15 protein-coding genes are annotated in these 16,276 nt (G+C 73.1%); 5 read left to right on the forward strand and 10 right to left on the reverse strand.

The annotated features are described in order from the left end of the window. Positions 1–40: 40 nt before the first annotated feature. On the reverse strand, positions 41–2,206 hold the full coding sequence (locus tag ACN28C_RS25640; RefSeq protein WP_422770089.1) for an acetate--CoA ligase family protein: 2,166 nt from the start codon (positions 2,204–2,206) through the stop codon (positions 41–43). Between the two features lie 32 nt (positions 2,207–2,238). Then, on the reverse strand, positions 2,239–3,468 hold the full coding sequence (gene frc / locus ACN28C_RS25645) for a formyl-CoA transferase (RefSeq protein WP_422770090.1): 1,230 nt from the start codon (positions 3,466–3,468) through the stop codon (positions 2,239–2,241). Positions 3,469–3,647: 179 nt separating this feature from the next. Between frc and sucC the strand changes: the two genes are divergently transcribed. After that, positions 3,648–4,826, forward strand: a complete 1,179-nt coding sequence (gene sucC, locus ACN28C_RS25650) for an ADP-forming succinate--CoA ligase subunit beta (protein WP_422770091.1) — start codon at positions 3,648–3,650, stop codon at positions 4,824–4,826. A 5-nt stretch (positions 4,827–4,831) separates the two neighbouring features. Then, positions 4,832–5,707, forward strand: a complete 876-nt coding sequence (sucD, locus tag ACN28C_RS25655) for a succinate--CoA ligase subunit alpha (RefSeq protein WP_422770092.1) — start codon at positions 4,832–4,834, stop codon at positions 5,705–5,707. Positions 5,708–5,922: 215 nt separating this feature from the next. On the opposite strand, the gene fdhD is transcribed toward sucD, so the two are convergent. Together fdhD and ACN28C_RS25665 are read right to left on the reverse strand one after the other, a co-directional pair. After that, positions 5,923–6,771, reverse strand: a complete 849-nt coding sequence (gene fdhD, locus ACN28C_RS25660; protein WP_422770093.1) for a formate dehydrogenase accessory sulfurtransferase FdhD — start codon at positions 6,769–6,771, stop codon at positions 5,923–5,925. 4 nt (positions 6,772–6,775) lie between these two features. Next, a complete protein-coding gene (locus ACN28C_RS25665) occupies positions 6,776–8,149 on the reverse strand; it encodes an MFS transporter (RefSeq protein WP_422770094.1) in 1,374 nt (457 codons plus the stop codon). 193 nt (positions 8,150–8,342) lie between these two features. On the opposite strand from ACN28C_RS25665, the gene ACN28C_RS25670 reads away from it, so the two are divergent. Then, the gene (locus ACN28C_RS25670) at positions 8,343–9,650 is read left to right on the forward strand and encodes a molybdopterin molybdotransferase MoeA (RefSeq protein WP_422770095.1); all 1,308 of its coding nucleotides are present in this window, start codon (positions 8,343–8,345) and stop codon (positions 9,648–9,650) included. 42 nt (positions 9,651–9,692) lie between these two features. On the opposite strand, the gene ACN28C_RS25675 is transcribed toward ACN28C_RS25670, so the two are convergent. Both ACN28C_RS25675 and ACN28C_RS25680 read right to left on the reverse strand, forming a co-directional pair. Then, entirely contained in the window at positions 9,693–10,256 is a 564-nt protein-coding gene (locus ACN28C_RS25675; RefSeq protein ID WP_422770096.1) for a hypothetical protein, read from the reverse strand. Between the two features lie 10 nt (positions 10,257–10,266). Further along, positions 10,267–10,944, reverse strand: a complete 678-nt coding sequence (locus ACN28C_RS25680) for a DUF2306 domain-containing protein (RefSeq protein WP_422770097.1) — start codon at positions 10,942–10,944, stop codon at positions 10,267–10,269. 176 nt (positions 10,945–11,120) lie between these two features. Here ACN28C_RS25680 and ACN28C_RS25685 point away from each other — a divergent pair, with 176 nt between their 5' ends. Together ACN28C_RS25685 and ACN28C_RS25690 are read left to right on the forward strand one after the other, a co-directional pair. Then, entirely contained in the window at positions 11,121–12,284 is a 1,164-nt protein-coding gene (locus ACN28C_RS25685) for a sensor histidine kinase (RefSeq protein ID WP_422770098.1), read from the forward strand. A gap of 7 nt (positions 12,285–12,291) precedes the next feature. Then, complete coding sequence (locus tag ACN28C_RS25690) at positions 12,292–12,957, forward strand: response regulator (protein ID WP_422770099.1); 666 nt, start codon at positions 12,292–12,294, stop codon at positions 12,955–12,957. Here the strand turns inward: ACN28C_RS25690 and ACN28C_RS25695 are convergent. The 4 genes from ACN28C_RS25695 to ACN28C_RS25710 form a co-directional block, all read right to left on the reverse strand. After that, positions 12,954–14,141 carry a glycerate kinase gene (locus ACN28C_RS25695; RefSeq protein ID WP_422770100.1) on the reverse strand — a complete coding sequence of 396 codons (1,188 nt, stop codon included), beginning with the start codon at positions 14,139–14,141 and terminating at the stop codon, positions 12,954–12,956. The genes ACN28C_RS25690 and ACN28C_RS25695 overlap by 4 nt on opposite strands. A 13-nt stretch (positions 14,142–14,154) precedes the next feature. Next, complete coding sequence (locus ACN28C_RS25700; protein WP_422770101.1) at positions 14,155–15,039, reverse strand: 2-hydroxy-3-oxopropionate reductase; 885 nt, start codon at positions 15,037–15,039, stop codon at positions 14,155–14,157. A gap of 1 nt (position 15,040) precedes the next feature. Beyond that, complete coding sequence (locus ACN28C_RS25705; RefSeq protein ID WP_422770102.1) at positions 15,041–15,892, reverse strand: hydroxypyruvate isomerase family protein; 852 nt, start codon at positions 15,890–15,892, stop codon at positions 15,041–15,043. A gap of 183 nt (positions 15,893–16,075) precedes the next feature. Then, on the reverse strand, positions 16,076–16,273 hold the full coding sequence (locus ACN28C_RS25710; RefSeq protein ID WP_422770103.1) for a formate dehydrogenase subunit delta: 198 nt from the start codon (positions 16,271–16,273) through the stop codon (positions 16,076–16,078). Positions 16,274–16,276 lie beyond the last annotated feature (3 nt).

Genomic DNA, 16,276 nt, shown 5'->3' on the forward strand with positions numbered 1-16,276 from the left:
CCCTCCAACTGCCTGGTCGGGTGGAACTGCCGTGCATTGCTCAGCGGCCCTCCGGTGTGCCGTTGAGCAGACCCGCGGAGCGGGCCCACCGGTACTTGGCGCCGAGCACCGCGACCGGCTTCTCCGTGGTGTACGGATAGGCGACGATCCCGTGCCGGTAGAGGTGCTCGCTGGCCTCCTCGACCTCGACGTCTCCGGCGAGTGAGGCGACCACCGGCTTGTGGATGCCCCTGGCCCGGAACTCCTCGACCACGTCGACGACCAGCTCGGCGAAGACCATCGGCGGGGTGACGATGGTGTGCCAGTAACCGAGGATCAGCGCGTGGATGCGGGGGTCGGTCAGGCCCAGGGCGATGGTGTTGCGATAGGTGGCCGGCGGTTCCCCGCCGGTGATGTCCACCGGGTTGCCGGCCGCGCCGAACGGCGGGATGAAGGCACGGAACGCCTCGTCGAGGTCCGGCGGGATCTCCATCAGAGTGAGGCCGTTGTCCACGCAGGCGTCCGAGAGCAGCACCCCGGAACCGCCGGCGCCGGTGATGATGACGACGTTCTCGCCCTGCGGGGTGGGGAGCAGCGGGATGCCGCGGGCGTACTCCAGCAGGTCGTTCAGGCCGGGGGCCCGGATGACGCCGTTGGAGCGGAGGATGTCGTCGTAGACCCGGTCGTTGCCGGCCAGCGCGCCGGTGTGCGAGCTGGCCGCCTTCGCGCCCTGCTGGGTGCGGCCGGCCTTGAGCACCACCACCGGCTTGCTCTTCGAGACCCGGCGGGCGGTGTCGGCGAAGGAGCGGCCGTCCTTGAGGTCCTCCAGGTGCATCGCGACGAGCTGGGTGTTCGGGTCGTTCTCGAAGAAGGTCAGCAGGTCGTCCTCGTCGATGTCGGCCTTGTTGCCGACCCCGACGATCGCGGAGACGCCCATCCGGGCGGCCCGGCTGAAGCCGAGGATGGCCATCCCGATGCCGCCGCTCTGCGAGGAGAGCGCCACCCCGCCCTTGACGTCGTACGGGGTGCAGAAGGTCGCCGAGAGGTTCTCCGGGGTGTAGTAGTAGCCGTAGATGTTCGGCCCGAGGATGCGTACGCCGTGCTCGCGGGCGATCCTGACCACCTCGGCCTGCAGCTCGTGGTTGCCGGTCTCGCCGAAGCCGGACGGGATCAGGATCGCCCCGGCGACGCCCTTGGCGCCGGCCTCGGCCAGGGCCTGCGGCACGAACCTGGCCGGGATGGCGAAGACCGCCACGTCGACCGGGCCGGGCACCTCGGCGATGCTTCCGAACGCCTTGCGGTCCAGGATTTCGCTGGCCTTGGGGTTGATCGGGTAGATCTCGCCCTGGTAGCCGCCGTTCACCAGGTTCTTCATCACCGAGTTGCCGATCTTGCCGGCCTCGGCGGAGGCGCCGATCACCGCGACCGAGGCGGGCCGCATGATCCGGTTCATGCTGGCCAGGATCTCCTCGTCGGAGAAGCGCTCCGGCTGCGCGGCGGCGTCCGGGTCGACCAGGATCCGCACGTCCACCGCGGTGGCGCCGGTGGCGGTGGCCAGCACCGGGTTGAGGTCCACCTCGGCCAGCTCCGGGAAGTCGGTGACCAGGTCCGACAGCCGAACGATCAGGTCGGCCAGGATCTCCCGGTTGGCCGGCTCGGCGCCGCGTACGCCGCGCAGGATCTCGGCCGCGGCGATCCCGTCGATCATCGACAGCGCGGTCGGGGTGTCGGTCGGGGCGAGCCGGAACGTGACGTCCTTGAGCACCTCGACGAGTACGCCGCCGAGGCCGAAGGCGACCACCTTGCCGAAGGTCGGGTCGGTGACCGTACCGACGATGACCTCGTGCCCGGCGTCGAGCTGCTGCTGGACCTGCACCCCGATGATCTTCGCATCCGCCCGGTACGCCCCGGCGTTGGCGATGATCGTGTCATAGCCTGCGGCCACCTCCGCCGGGGTGCGCAGCCCCACCAGGACCCCACCGGCCTCGGTCTTGTGCAGGATGTCCGGCGAGACGATCTTCAGCACGACCGGCAGGCCGATCCGCTCGGCCAGCGCCACCGCCTCGTCGGCGCTGCCGGCCAGCCCTTCGCCCGGAGTGGCGATCCCGTACGCCTCGACCACCAGCCGCCCCTCGGGGGCGGTCAGCGAACTCCGGCCCTCCGCGCTGGCCTGGTCCAGCACCCGCCGCACGGCCTCGCGGTCGTAGTTGCTGTCGGAAGATGGCATGTGCGTCGTCTCCTTAGGAAGGTGCTGCGGGATCAGATGGCGCCGGCGGCGCGCAGCTCGCCGACCTGCTCCGCGGAGTAGCCCAGCTCACCGAGGACCTGGAGGGTGTGCTCGCCGAGCAGCGGGGAGCGCCCCACCTCGACCTGCGAGTCGGAGAGCTTGATCGGGTTGCCCACCGTCTTGTACGCCCCCCGGGCCGGATGGTCGACCTCGACCACCGAGCCGAGCTGGGCCAGCGTCTCGTCCTCGATCAGCTCCCGGGTCGACATGATCGGCCCGCACGGGATGTTGTACGCGTTGAGCTTCTCCATGACCTCCTGCTTGGTGTGCCGCTCGGTCCACTCCTCGATCAGCGCGAACGCCTTGTCGAGCTTGGAGAGGCGCACCTGCGGGGTGTTCCAGGCCGGGTCGTCGGCGAGCTCGGGTTTGCCGATCAGCTCGCAGATCGGCTTCCAGCCCACCGGCTGGATGATCACGTAGATGTAGTCGTTCGGACCGCCCGGGGCGCAGCGCACCGCCCAGCCGGGCTGGCCGCCGCCGGAGGCGTTGCCGGAGCGCGGCACCTCGTCGCCGAAGCTCTCGTTGGGGTACTCCCCCAGCGGGCCGTGCGCCAGCCGCTGTTGGTCGCGGAGCTTGACCCGGCAGAGGTTGAGCACCGCGTCCTGCATGGCGACCTGGACCCGCTGTCCCCGCCCGCTGTGGGTGCGCTGGTAGAGCGCGGCGAGGATGCCGGCGACCAGGTGGATGCCGGTGCCGGAGTCGCCGATCTGCGCCCCGGTGGCGGTCGGCGGCCCGTCCTCGAAGCCGGTGGTGCTCATCGCCCCACCCATCGCCTGGGCGATCACCTCGTATGCCTTGAAGTTGGCGTACCGGCCGGGGCCGAAGCCCTTGATGGAGGCGTAGATCAGCCCGGGGTTGATCTCCTGGAGCCGTTCCCAGGGAAAGCCGAACCGCTCCACCACGCCGGGACCGAAGTTCTCCACCAGGATGTCCACCCCGGAGACCAGCCGGGTGAAGACCTCTCTGCCCTGGTCGTGCTTCATGTTCAGGGTGATGCTGCGCTTGTTGCCGTTGAGCATCGTGAAGTAGAGGCTGTCCACCTCGGGGATGTCGCGTAGCTGGGAACGGGTGATGTCACCCTGGCCCGGCGCCTCCAACTTGATCACGTCCGCACCCAGCCATGCCAGGATCTGCGTGGACGAGGGGCCGGACTGCACGTGCGTCATGTCGAGGACCCGTACGCCCTCCAGTGCCTTACCCATTGCCAACCTCCTGTGCGCGCCCCGCCGTGCATCTCGGGATTGCATACCGTATGGGGTAGGCAATATCGTGGCCCATGTAACAGCGGAGTGTCTAGGGGGTAGCGGGACGTTTTCCGCCCGTCCGGCCCGCCGAGGGGTGGCGAGGCAACCCACCGAAGGTCGAGAAGAAGGGAGGCCCGGTGGACCTGTTGGAGCACCAGGCACAGGAACTCTTCGCCAAGCACGGCGTACCGGTCAGTCGCAACCGCGTGGCCGGCACCCCGGACGAGGCCCACGTGGCAGCCGCCGAGCTCGGCGGACGTGTGGTGGTCAAGGCCCAGGTCAGGACCGGCGGCCGGGGCAAGGCCGGCGGAGTGCGGCTGGCCGACGGACCGGACGACGCCCGGGACGTCGCCGACGCGATCCTGGGGATGGACATCAAGGGCCACACCGTGCACCGGGTGCTGGTCACCGAGGCCAGCGACATCGTCGACGAGTACTACGTCTCGTTCCTGCTCGACCGCTCCCACCGGTCGTTCCTCGCCCTGGTCTCGGCGCGGGGCGGCGTCGAGATCGAACAGGTCGCGGCCGAGAGCCCGGAGGCGCTCGCCCGCGCCTGGGTGGACCCGGCCGGCGGTTTCGACCTGGATGCCGCACGCCGGCTCACCGTCGCCGCCGGCCTGCCCGACGAGGTACGCGAGGACGTCGCCCGGGTCCTCGTGCGGCTCTGGAACGTCTTCCGCTCCGAGGACGCCACCCTGGTCGAGATCAACCCACTGGCCCGGCTGGCGGACGGCAGCGTACGGGCGCTGGACGGCAAGGTGACACTGGACGACAACGCCCGGTTCCGCCAGCCGGGGCACACGCGGTACGTCGACGTCACCGCCACCGACCCGCTGGAGGCGCGGGCCGCCGAGAAACACCTCAACTACGTCAAGCTGGACGGTTCGGTGGGCGTGATCGGAAACGGCGCCGGCCTGGTGATGAGCACCCTGGACGTGGTCGCCTACGCGGGCGAACGGTACGGCGGGGTCCGGCCGGCGAACTTCCTCGACATCGGCGGCGGCGCCTCGGCCGAGGTGATGGCGGACGGCCTGGAGATCATCCTCGGCGACCCCGACGTGCGCAGCGTCTTCGTCAACGTCTTCGGCGGGATCACCGCGTGCGACGCGGTCGCCGACGGCATCGTCGCGGCGGTCGGGCTGCTCGCCGGGCGGGGCGAGGCGATCAGCAAGCCGCTGGTCGTCCGGCTCGACGGCAACAACGCCGCCCGGGGGCGGCAGATCCTCACCGAGGCCGCGCTCCCCGGCGTACGGCTGGTGGACACGATGGACGGTGCGGCGACCCTCGCCGCCGAACTCGCCGGCAAGGGGGCGTGACGGTCATGGCAATCTTCCTCACCGAGCGGAGCAGGGTGCTCGTGCAGGGCATCACCGGCACCGAGGGGACAAAGCACACCCGCCGGATGGTCGCCGCCGGCACCAACGTCGTCGCCGGGGTCACCCCGGGCAAGGGCGGCCGGGACGTCGACGGGATCCCGGTCTTCGACACCGCCGCCGAGGCGGTCCGGGCGACCGGGGCGGACGTGACGGTGGTCTTCGTGCCGCCCCGGTTCGCCAAGGGCGCGGTGGTGGAGGCGATCGACGCCGGACTCGACCTGGCCGTGGTGCTCACCGAGGGCATCCCGGTGCACGACACCGCCGAGTTCTGGGCGTACGCGCGGGCCACCGGCAACCGGACCCGGATCATCGGGCCGAACTGCCCCGGGCTGATCAGTCCCGGTCAGTCCAACGCCGGCATCATCCCGGCAGACATCACCAAGCGGGGCCGGATCGGCCTGGTCAGCAAGAGCGGCACCCTCACCTACCAGATGATGTACGAGCTGCGCGACTTCGGCTTCTCCACCTGCGTCGGCATCGGCGGTGACCCGATCGTCGGCACCACCCACATCGACTGTCTCCGGGCCTTCGAGGACGATCCGGAGACGGACGCGGTCGTGATGATCGGCGAGATCGGCGGGGACGCCGAGGAGCGGGCGGCGGCGTACATCGCGGAGCACGTCAGCAAGCCGGTGGTCGGCTATGTCGCCGGGTTCACCGCTCCGGAGGGCAGGACCATGGGGCACGCCGGCGCGATCGTCTCCGGGTCGGCCGGCACGGCCCTGGCCAAGCAGGAAGCGCTGGAGGCGGTCGGGGTCCGGGTCGGCCGGACCCCGTCCGAGACCGCCGCCCTGATGCGCGAGACGCTGCTGGCGCGCTGAGCCTGGAACGTTGCCGGCACACCGAGCCACGGAACGTTGCTGGGCACCCTGATCGCCGACGGTCACGCCGGATGCCGAGGGCGGGCGGACGCCGCCGGCACCCGGCGGGGCGTACCCGAGGTCGGCGCCGGTCCGGGCGGAGTCCGACACCTCCGCCCGGACCTCGCGCACCCCGGACCGCCGGCCCTCCCCCGACCGTGCCGGAGCCGGTGTGGTCAGGCCGGCAGCGTGCTCGGGGTAGGCCGCTTCAGCCGGTGTGCTCCGGCGTAGACGTTCATCGAGGCGCCGCGGAGGAAGCCGACCAGGGTGAGCCCGGCGTCGTCGGCGAGGTCGACGGCGAGCGAGGAGGGTGCGGAGACCGCGGCCAGCGCCGGTATGCCGGCCATCACCGCCTTCTGCACGAGCTCGAAGGAGGCCCGCCCGCTGACCATCAGCACGGTGCCGCGCAGCGGCAACCGCCCGTTGCGCTGCGCCCAGCCGACGACCTTGTCCACCGCGTTGTGCCGCCCGACGTCCTCGCGCAGGCAGTGCAACCGCCCGTCGGCGGAGAAGAGCGCCGCCGCGTGCAGCCCACCGGTCCGGTCGAAGACCCGCTGGGCGGCCCGCAGCGTCTCCGGCAACGTGCTGACCACGTCGGGGTCGAGCCGCAGCGGATCGTCCCGCACCGACCAGGCCGCCACGGTACGCACCGCGTCCAGGCTGGCCTTTCCGCAGAGGCCGCAGGAGGAGGTGGTGTAGAAGTTGCGCTCCAGCGAGGGATCCGGCGGCGCCACTCCGGCCGCCAGCACCACGTCGACCACGTTGTAGGTGTTCACCCCGTCCGCGGTGGCGCCCGCGCAGTAGCGGATGCCGGCGACGTGCCCTGCGGACCGCACCACCCCCTCGCTGACCAGGAAACCGGCGGCCAGGTCGAAGTCGTCGCCCGGGGTACGCATCGTCACCACCAGCGGGCGCCCGTGCACCCGGATCTCCAGCGGCTCCTCGGCCGCCAGCGTGTCCAGCGGCTCGCTGACCGTCCCGTCGACGATCCGGACCAGCCGTCGCCGGCTCGTCACCCGTCCCATCGCGCTAGAGCCGGTCGGCGGAGAGCGGCGACGGAAGCCGGACCACGGCGAGTCCGGGCTGGCGCATCCAGCGGGTCAGCGCCGCGCCGAAGAGGCCGAGCGAGCCGGCGACCAGGAACGGGAGCACCGACTCCGGGGTGCTCACCACCAGGGCGGCGAGCACGATGCCGAGCAGCCCGCCGAGCGCCTTGCCGCTGTAGACGATGCCGTAGTTGGCCACCGTGGCGGCGTCGCCGAACCAGTCCCGGACCATGCTGACCAGCAGCGAGTAGCCGGCTCCGGTGCCCGCACCGGCCAGCGCGGCGAAGCCGACCACGGCGGCGGCGTGGTTGTCGTTGGCCGCCGCCGCGAGCAGGCCGAACTGGGCCACCCCACCGACCAGCAGGGAGAGGCCGAGCGTGCCGCGCCGGCCGATCCGGTCCGAGAGCGAGCTGGTCACCGCCCGGCCGAGCCCGTTCGACGCGGCCAGCGCGCCGATCCCGGCCACCAGGGTCAGCGCCGGCAGCCCCAGCGTGTACGCGGCACCGGCCAGGTACGCGATGTCGAAGAGCGCCATCGTCGCGGTGAGCACCACCACCACGAACATCATCGGCAGCATGCCGCTGCGCACCGCCGCCCTCGGCGGGAAGGGGCGGGCGGCGGGACGGTTGTGCGGGATGCTGCGGTTGAGCCGCCGGTCCACCGCCCAGCGCTGCGGATCGATCTGTGCCGGCCACCAGTTGCGCGGCGGCTTGCGCATCAGCACGCCGCAGGCGGCCACCACCGCGAAGACGGCGAGCGCGGTGCCGCCGAGCAGGGCCTGTCGGTTGCCGGCGTCGAGGCGGTAGCCGGCGAGCACCACGAACGGGATCGACCCGTAGCCGAACGCGGCGCCGACCACCGCCACCCGGCCGGCGATCCGCTCCGGGAACCACTCGGTGACGCAGGCGATGCAGGTCATGTAGACGATTCCGGCCCCGATGCCGCCGAGCACCCCGTAGCCGAGCAGCACGGTGGCCAGCTCGGTGCGGTACGCCAGGGTGAGGAGCGCGACCAGGCAGCAGGCCGCGCCGACAAGCATCGGCGCGACGAGCCGGCCGCGCACCCGCCGGTACCACCAGCCCGCCAGCGGCGAGCTGGCCGCCTGGCAGACCACCCAGACGCCGAGCACGGCGAACGCCTCGGTCAGCTGCCAGCCGTTGCCGACGACCAGGGTGGGCAGGGCGGCGCCGAAGCCGTACTGGAACAGGCTGATCGCCAGCATCGCGGCCCAGGGCAGCACCAGCATCCAGCTCCTGGACCGGCCCAGCAGGGCCCGATCGGTCTCGCCGATCCGGTAGCGGCGGCCGTAGAGGTCGCTGATCTCACGCACCGCCGTGTCGTTGCTGGAGTCCGTCATCTGGTGCCCCCAAACCGACAACTGTATACTGTATGTCTTGTGCAGTATTGTCCATCACATTCGGGCGGCTGTCCAGGCCGGCCGGACAGAGACGAGGAGACGGCATGAGCGTGCTGGACGAGTGGACCCGGCAGGCCATCGACGACCGGCTCGGCCGGCTGGCCGAGGAGTGGCCTCGGCGGGACGCCGGACGATGAGCGCCGTCACCTGGCCCGAGGCCCGGCGGCACGCCCGCGAGGCGGCCCGGCCGCTCGGCCGCGTGCGACGCCCGCTATCCGGGACGCTCGGCTGCACCCTGGCGGTGCCGCTCGTCGCGCTCTCCCCACTGCCGGCCTACGACGCCGCCGCGATGGACGGCTACGCGGTGGCCGGCCCCGGCCCGTGGCAGCTCACCGGGCGGGTGCTGGCCGGCGATCCGGGCCGGCCCACCCCGCTGGCCCCCGGCGAGGCGGTCGAGATCGGCACCGGTGCCGTGGTGCCGGCCGGCGCCGACGCCGTGCTCCGCTACGAGCGGGCCAGCCGCACCGGCCGGACCGTCGACGGCGCAGTCGAGCCCGGCCGGCACATACGCCGCCGGGGCGAGGACTGCCCGGCCGGCCACGAGGTGCTGCCCGCCGGCACGGTCGTCAACCCGGTCGTGCTCGGGCTCGCCGCCAGCCTCGGGCACGACACCCTGACCGTGCACCGCATGCCCCGGGTCGGCACGGTGCTCACCGGAACCGAGCTGCGCACCGCCGGCATCCCGGCGGCGGGACAGGTCCGGGACGCCATCGGGCCGATGCTGCCAGGGTTGCTCCGGGCCGCCGGGGCCGAGCCGGCCTGGGAGATCCGGATCGCCGACGACGCGTCCACACTGGTCGCCGCGTTGCTCCGCTCCGACGCCGATGTGCTGGTGGTCTGTGGGGCCACCTCGGCCGGGGCCGCCGACCACCTGCGACGGGCCCTCGACACACTCGCCGCCGAGGTGCCGGTACGCGGCGTCGCCTGCCGGCCGGGGCATCCGCAACTGCTCGCCATCCTGCCGGACGGCCGATTCGTCGTCGGGCTGCCCGGCAACCCGTACGCGGCCCTGGCCGCCGTGCTGACCCTGCTCCACCCACTGCTCGGCCGGTTCGCCGGCCGGACCGAACCGCCGACGCTGACCGCCCGGCTCGCCGCGCCGGTGATCCCGCACGACCGGGACACCCGGCTGGTCCCGGTCGTCCGGATCGGGTCGGGTGCGCTTCCCGTCGGGCACGACCGGCCCGGATCGCTGTGGGGCGCCGCCGGGGCGGACGCGCTCGCGGTCGTGCCGCCGGGCTGGTCCGGCGCCGAGGTCGAACTCCTCCCGCTCCCCGCCGCCGGGAACGCGCTTCCGGCGCCGGACCCGGTGGCACACGAGGCACCGGAGCCGGCATCGCGGCCGGTGCCGAGCTCGGCCGCCGGGCCGCCGGTCGCCGCCCCGTCGGCCGGAACGGCTCGCCACTGCGACACCGTCGTCCGGGTGGCGGCGTCGCCGTAGCCGGACCTGCTACGCCGTCACGTGCCTCTGGCAGGCGGCAGGTCAACTGCCATCGGGCGGTCCGGCCTGGGCCGGACCCGACCGGCCTCGCCCCCGGCGTCGACCCAGCAGCCTGGCGACGAGCACGGGCAGCAGGTGCAGCACGACGAGGAGCACGGCCGTCAGCCAGACGATCTGATTGATCGCAAGGCCCTGCAGCGCCAGCACCGCCCCCGCGAAGACGACGGTGAGTAGTAGATATCCTGCGATCTGGAACGGTGACGAGGAATCCGCCCCCTCCGCGTCCGCCGTGTCGCCGCTGGTGGCATGCTGCCACAGCGCGGTCAGCACCGACGCGATCGCGTGCAGGACGGCGAACTGCACCGCCCAGAAGGCCGTCCTTCCGACACCGGCTCCGTCGGTCGTCGAAGGCACGGCGACGGTCATGGCCGCGAAGACGGCGAAGGCCGGTACCCAGGTGAGGACGAGGGGCGCCAGCCCCGCCACCGCGAGCTTTCTCGGCAGGCTGATCCGCGGCTGGACCTGCCGTCTGATCTGGGTGATCACCTGGTCGGAGGCCCACACCAGCTTCCGAGGCGAACCCGTGTCGGGGGACGGGTGTGACATGCGGGCCAGCCTAGTGCTGCCGCTGGGAGTTGGCGAGGACGCGCTCGCGGGTCCGCAGTGGACGGCTCCGGCGCCGAATGACCCATTCCGCGACGGCCACGTTGATCAGCCAGGCGACGGCCATGGTGCCGGTCCTGCTCGCCGCGGTGAGCGCGCCGACCGAGACGATCCAGGCCACCTGCGTGAAGAACTGCGTACCGGCACCCATGGCGATCGCGTAGCCCCGGATCATCCACGCCCGGTGTGTGCCGAAGTCGCGCCGCCGGACCGCGAGGAAGCCGAGGAGCAGGGCCGCGGCCAGATAGCTGCTCACCACCACCCGGATGACCGCCAGCGCCCTGCTGTCCACGGCCGCGGGCGGCAGGAAGAGGGTCAGCCAGAGACCGGTCAGCGCGGTGAGCAGGCCGGCCGGGACCAGCAGCAGCCGCCCGGCGAACCGGTGCCAGCGCCGGTGACGCCGACGGAAGCCGGGCGCGAACTGGAAGGCGCCGAGAACGCTGAACACCGTGACGGAGACGATGTGCAGCAGCACCGGCACCGGTGCCGAGCCGATCCGGTCACCGTCCGACAGCACCTGGGCGCCGCCGGCCAGCTCGACCAGCCGGAGGCCGCCGGCGAGCACCGGTACGGCGGCGAGCAGCAGCAGGCCGGTCAGGATCAACCGGTCTGACCTGGCGGAGTGTGTCACGGCGGAGTCCCTTCACACGGTGCGCGAGCCCACTTGGGTCGTCACCTGTCGATGGTCGCGGGACGCGCGGCGGGACTCATCGGAGCGCGGGCCGGGGCCGCCCCGGCCATTGGTCGGGGAGCCGAGCCGTACTTTGGGCCAATCCGCCGGCCGCGCGGGCTGCGTACCATCGGGGCGTGCGCGAGCTGCTCCGCTCCGTCTGGACCGAGCCCCGGGCCGCAGACCCGCCGGTGCGGGTCTGGCGGGACTGGGCGCTCGTCGGCGTGGTCGCACCGCTCGTGATCGTCGAAGGACTCTTCCGGCCGGACCTGCCGGTCTCGACGCGCGGCTACGCGTTGACCGTCGCGCTCGCCCTGGTGCCCACGCTGTTGTGGCGCCGGACCAGGCCGCTGCCGATGGTCGCGGTCGCCTTCACCACCACCGGCGTCGCCCCGCTCCTCCTCGGCCACGAGCCGGATCTGGTCAGCGGGGCGTACCTGCTGCTCCTGCCGTACGCCCTGTTCCGCTGGGGTTCCGGCCCGGAGATGGTGGCCGGCGGAGCGATCGTGCTCGGCAAGATCTGCCTCTCGGCCGCCCTCGGCCACCTCGGCCTCGCAGACGTGGTAGCCGGCTTCGCGGTGATGCTCGCGGCCCTCGCCCTCGCCACCACGTTCCGCTACCGGGCACGGCTCTGGGCCCGCGGGCTCGACCAGGCCAAGCTGCGCGAACGGGAGCGACTCGCCCGCGACCTGCACGACACCGTGGCCCACCACGTCTCGGCGATGGCGATCCGGGCCCAGGCCGGGATCGCCGTGGCGCAGGCGCGGCCGGAAGCGGCGGTCGACGCGCTCCGGGTGATCGAGGCCGAGGCGACCCGGGCGCTCGCCGAGATGCGTACGATGGTCCGCGCCCTGCGCCACGCCGAGCCCGCGGAGCTGGCGCCGAGCCCGGGCATCCCGGAGATCGCCGGTTTGGCGAGCCGTGCGGCGCCCGGTCCCGTGGTCGACGTGGAGCTGCTCGGCGACCTCGACGGCATCCCGTCGACCATCGGCACCGCGATCTACCGGCTCGCCCAGGAGTCGGTGACCAACGCGCGACGGCACGCCCGGCGCGCCACCCGGATCGAGGTCCGGGTCGCGGCCGACGCCGGGTCGGTGCGGTTGCAGGTCAGCGACGACGGCGACCTCGGCCCGGTCCGACCCTCCGGTCCGACCGGTCCCGGCGGGTTCGGCATCGTCGGCATGACGGAGCGGGCCGGTCTGCTCGGCGGCACCTGCGAGGCCGGTCCCAACCCCGACCGGGGCTGGACGGTGACGGTGGCGCTGCCCCGCACCGGGACGCCCGCCGGAGCCGCCGGATGATCGGGGGATGACCATCCGGGTGCTCGTCGCCGACGACCAGGAGATCGTCCGCACCGGGCTGGCGATGATCCTCGACGCCCAGCCGGGGATCGAGGTGGTGGGCGAGGCCGCCGACGGCCACCGGGCCGTCGAGCTCGCCCGGCGGCTGCGCCCGGACGTCTGCCTCTTCGACATCCGCATGCCCGGCATGGACGGCATCGAGGCCACCCGCCGGCTCGCCGGACCCGCCGTCGCCGATCCGCTCGCCGTCGTCGTCATCACCACCTTCGACCTCGACGAGTACGTCTACGCGGCGCTCCGCGCCGGTGCGCGTGGGTTCCTGCTCAAGGATTCCGGCACGGCCCTGCTCAGCCAGGCCGTGCACGCCGCCGCGGACGGCGAGGCACTCATCGCGCCGACCGTCACGACCCGGCTGCTGCGGGCCTTTGCCGACGCCGGGCCCGGCACACCGCCGAGGCAGCCGGTCGACCCGCTCACGGAGCGGGAGGAGGAGGTGCTCCTCGCCGTCGCACGCGGCCGCACCAACGCCGAGATCTCCGGCGAGCTGCACATCAGCCTCAGCACCGTCAAGACGCACATCGCGAGCCTGATGGCGAAGCTCGGCGCCCGTAACCGGGTCGAGATCGCCATCTGGGCGTACGAGACCGACCGGGTCAGGAGGCGGCTGGGCTAGGACCGCCGTCGGCGATGGGACGATGCCACCGGCTCCAGCCAGTCGGCAGCCACCCGCTCGGCGGTCGCCGCCACCAGGTCGGCGGCCCGGTCGAGGCAGGCCGCCGGGTCCGGTTCGAGGTCGGTCAGCGGATAGACCGCCCGGATACCGGCGTCACGCAGCCCGTCCGGGCCGACACCGAGCTGCCCGACGACCGCCACGACCGGTACGCCGGCCCGCGCCGCCGCCCCGGCCACCCCGACCGGCGCCTTGCCGCGCAGACTCTGCGCGTCCAGCGAGCCCTCACCGGTGATCACCAGATCGGCGCCGGTCACCGCCGCCGCGAAGCCGAGCAGGTCCAGCAGGTACGCGATGCCGGCCCGGAAGCGAGCCCCGAGGAAGCCGAGCGCGGCGAACCCGACCCCGCCGGCCGCACCCGCTCCCGGCCAGTCGCGCACCGGCCCTGCCGCCGCGGCCGGCCCGAGCAGCCCCGCCTCGCGTACCGCCGGTTCGGCCAGGTCGGCCCAGCGGTGCAGCCCTGCCTCGAGTACCGCCACCTCCTCGCCGGTGGCGCCCTTCTGTGGGCCGTAGACGGCGGCCGCACCGGCCGGGCCGAGCAGCGGGTTGTCCACGTCCCCGGCGACCACGAACCGGGTACGCCGGACCGCCGGATGCAGTCCGGCCAGGTCCAGCCGGCGCAGGTGGCGCAGTGCCGCACCGCCGGCCGGCAGCTCCGTGCCCCGGTCGTCGAGCAGCCGCACCCCCAACGCGCGGACCAGCCCCGCCCCGCCGTCGGTGCTCGCGCTGCCGCCCAGCCCGAGCACCACCTCCGGGCAGCCGTGTTCCAGGGCCGCCCGGACCACCTCGCCGGCGCCCCGGCTGCTCGCGTGCAGCGGCTCGGGCCGCCCCTCCGGCAGGCGGCGCAGCCCGCAGGCGTCGGCCAGCTCGACCACGGCAACGCCGTCGGCGTGCGCGAAGGCCGTCCGGACCGGGGCGCCGGTCGGCCCGGCCACGGTGACCGGTATCCGGCGGAAGCCGGCCGAGACCGCCGCGTCGAGGGTGCCTTCGCCGCCGTCGGCGACCGGGAAGCCGCGTACTTCGATGCCGGGTGCGGCCCGGCGGAGGCCGACGGCCAGGTGCCGGACAACCTCGGCGGCGGTCAGCGAGCCCTTGAACTTGTCCGGCGCCAGCAGCACGTGTCCCATCGGCGCGACCGGGTCAGCGGGTCGGCCGGCCGGAGAGCTGTTCGACGAGCTTGAGCAGGGCGCTGTGGTCGAGGCCGCCGTCGCCCTGTGCCCTCAGTGCCGCGATGAGCTGGGCCACCGCCGCGCCGAGCGGGATCACCACCCCGGCCTCCCGGGCCGCCGAGGTGACGATGCCCATGTCCTTGTGGTGCAGGTCGATCCGGAAGCCGGGTTGGAACTGCCGGGCCAGCATCCCGGCCGCCTTGCGGTCCAGGATCCGGTTGCCGGCCAGCCCGCCGGCGAGCACCTTCACCGCCGCCTCGGTGTCCACCCCGTACGCCTCGAGGAAGACGATCGCCTCGGCGACCAGCTCGATGGTGCCCGCGACGATGAGCTGGTTGGCCGCCTTCACGGTCTGGCCGGCGCCGGCCGGGCCGACGTGCACGACGGTGCCGCCCAGCACCTCCAGGATCGGCCGGGCCGCCGCGAAGTCCGTCGGCTCGCCACCGACCATGATGGAGAGGGTGCCCTCGACCGCGCCCGCCTCGCCGCCGCTGACCGGGGCGTCCAGCACCCGCACCGAGCGGGCCCGGCCGGCCTCGGCGACCTGCCGGGCGGTGGTCGGCGAGATGCTGCTCATGTCGACGTGGAGCTGCCCGGGGCGAGCGTTGGCCAGGATGCCCTGGTCGCCGAGGGCGACCGCCTCGACGTCGGCCGAGTCGCGGACCATGGTGATCACCGTGTCGACCTGTCGCACCAGCTCGCCGATGCCGGCGGCGACCTTGCCGCCGGCCTGTTCGAGGGCCACGTTGCGGGCCGGGCTGACGTCGTAACCGACGACGTCGTAGCCGGCCTTGATCAGATTGACGGCCATCGGACCGCCCATGATGCCGAGGCCGATCATCCCGATGCTGGTCATCTCAGCCATCCCCTTCGTTGGTCTGGTCGGCGCCGCCACCCCGGCGGTGCCGGGGCAGCCAATCGAAGCTCTCCGCGCTCGGTCCGCTCGGCAGGTATTCCAGGCCGACCCAGCCGCGGTAGCCGGCCCGTTCGAGCTGGCCGAGCTGGCCGTCGAGGTCGATCTCGCCGGTGCCGGGCTGGTGCCGGCCGGGCGCGTCGGCGATCTGCACGTGGCCGATCCGGTCGGCGTACTCGGTGAGCACCTTGGGCACGTCGTCGCCGTTGACGGTCAGGTGATAGAGGTCGGCGAGGAACGCGAGGTTCCGGATGTCGCGCTCGACCAGCAGTTGGTCGAGTACGGCGACGGCGTCGGTCGCGGTGCGTAACGGGTAGGGTTGCGGCCCGCTCACCGCCTCGACCAGCACGGTGCCGCCGATCCGGGCCACGGCGGAGGCCGCGAAGGCGAGGTTGGCCACCGCGGTCTCCTCCTGGGTGCCCGGGTGGATGTCCGGAATCCGGTTGCCGTAGAGGGCGTTGAAGGAGCGGCAGCCGGTGGCGGCGCCGATCATCGCCACCAGCTCGACGTTCTCCCGGAACTCGGCGGAGCGGGTGGGCCAGGACACGACGCCCCGGTCGCCGCCGGGCATGTCGCCAGCGAAGAAGTTCAGCCCCACGAGTTGCACGTCGGCGTCGGAGAGCGCCGCGAGAAACGCCTCCACCTGCGAGGCTGGCGGCACGGCCTCGGCGAACGGCCACCAGAACTCGACCGCGTCGAAACCGGCCGCCCTGGCCGCCGCCGGGCGCTCCAGCAGGGGCAGTTCGGTGAAGAGGATCGAGCAGTTCACGTCGTAGCGGAGCTCGTGTCCGGGCACGGCGCCTCCCTGGCAGGCTCGATGACACCTAGTACCTACAGAATTCTGTATGCAGTATGGAAAGCAAGTCAAGAACCCGGTTTGGTCCCGCCGGCAGTTCACCCGCCCCGTAACACTCGTCACCGGGTCGTGGCCCCGCGCCGGATGCGCGGGGCCACGACGGAGCGAAAACAGTGGTTGCGGTTACAGCTGCCGGGCGGCGGCCAGGGCGAGCGGGTCGAGCGCCTCCGGCTCGGCCTCGGCCCGGTGCACCAACTCGGCCCGCATCCGGGGGTCCCAGAACGCCCGGATGTGCTCGGCGATCGCCGCCGCCGCCCGCTCCGGCGCCTGGTGCTGGAACTGCACGGCGATCTCGTTGGCGAGCCTGACCTGTGGCGACATCGG

This window comes from Plantactinospora sp. WMMC1484 (genome assembly GCF_049315195.1).
Lineage (GTDB): Bacteria > Actinomycetota > Actinomycetes > Mycobacteriales > Micromonosporaceae > Plantactinospora.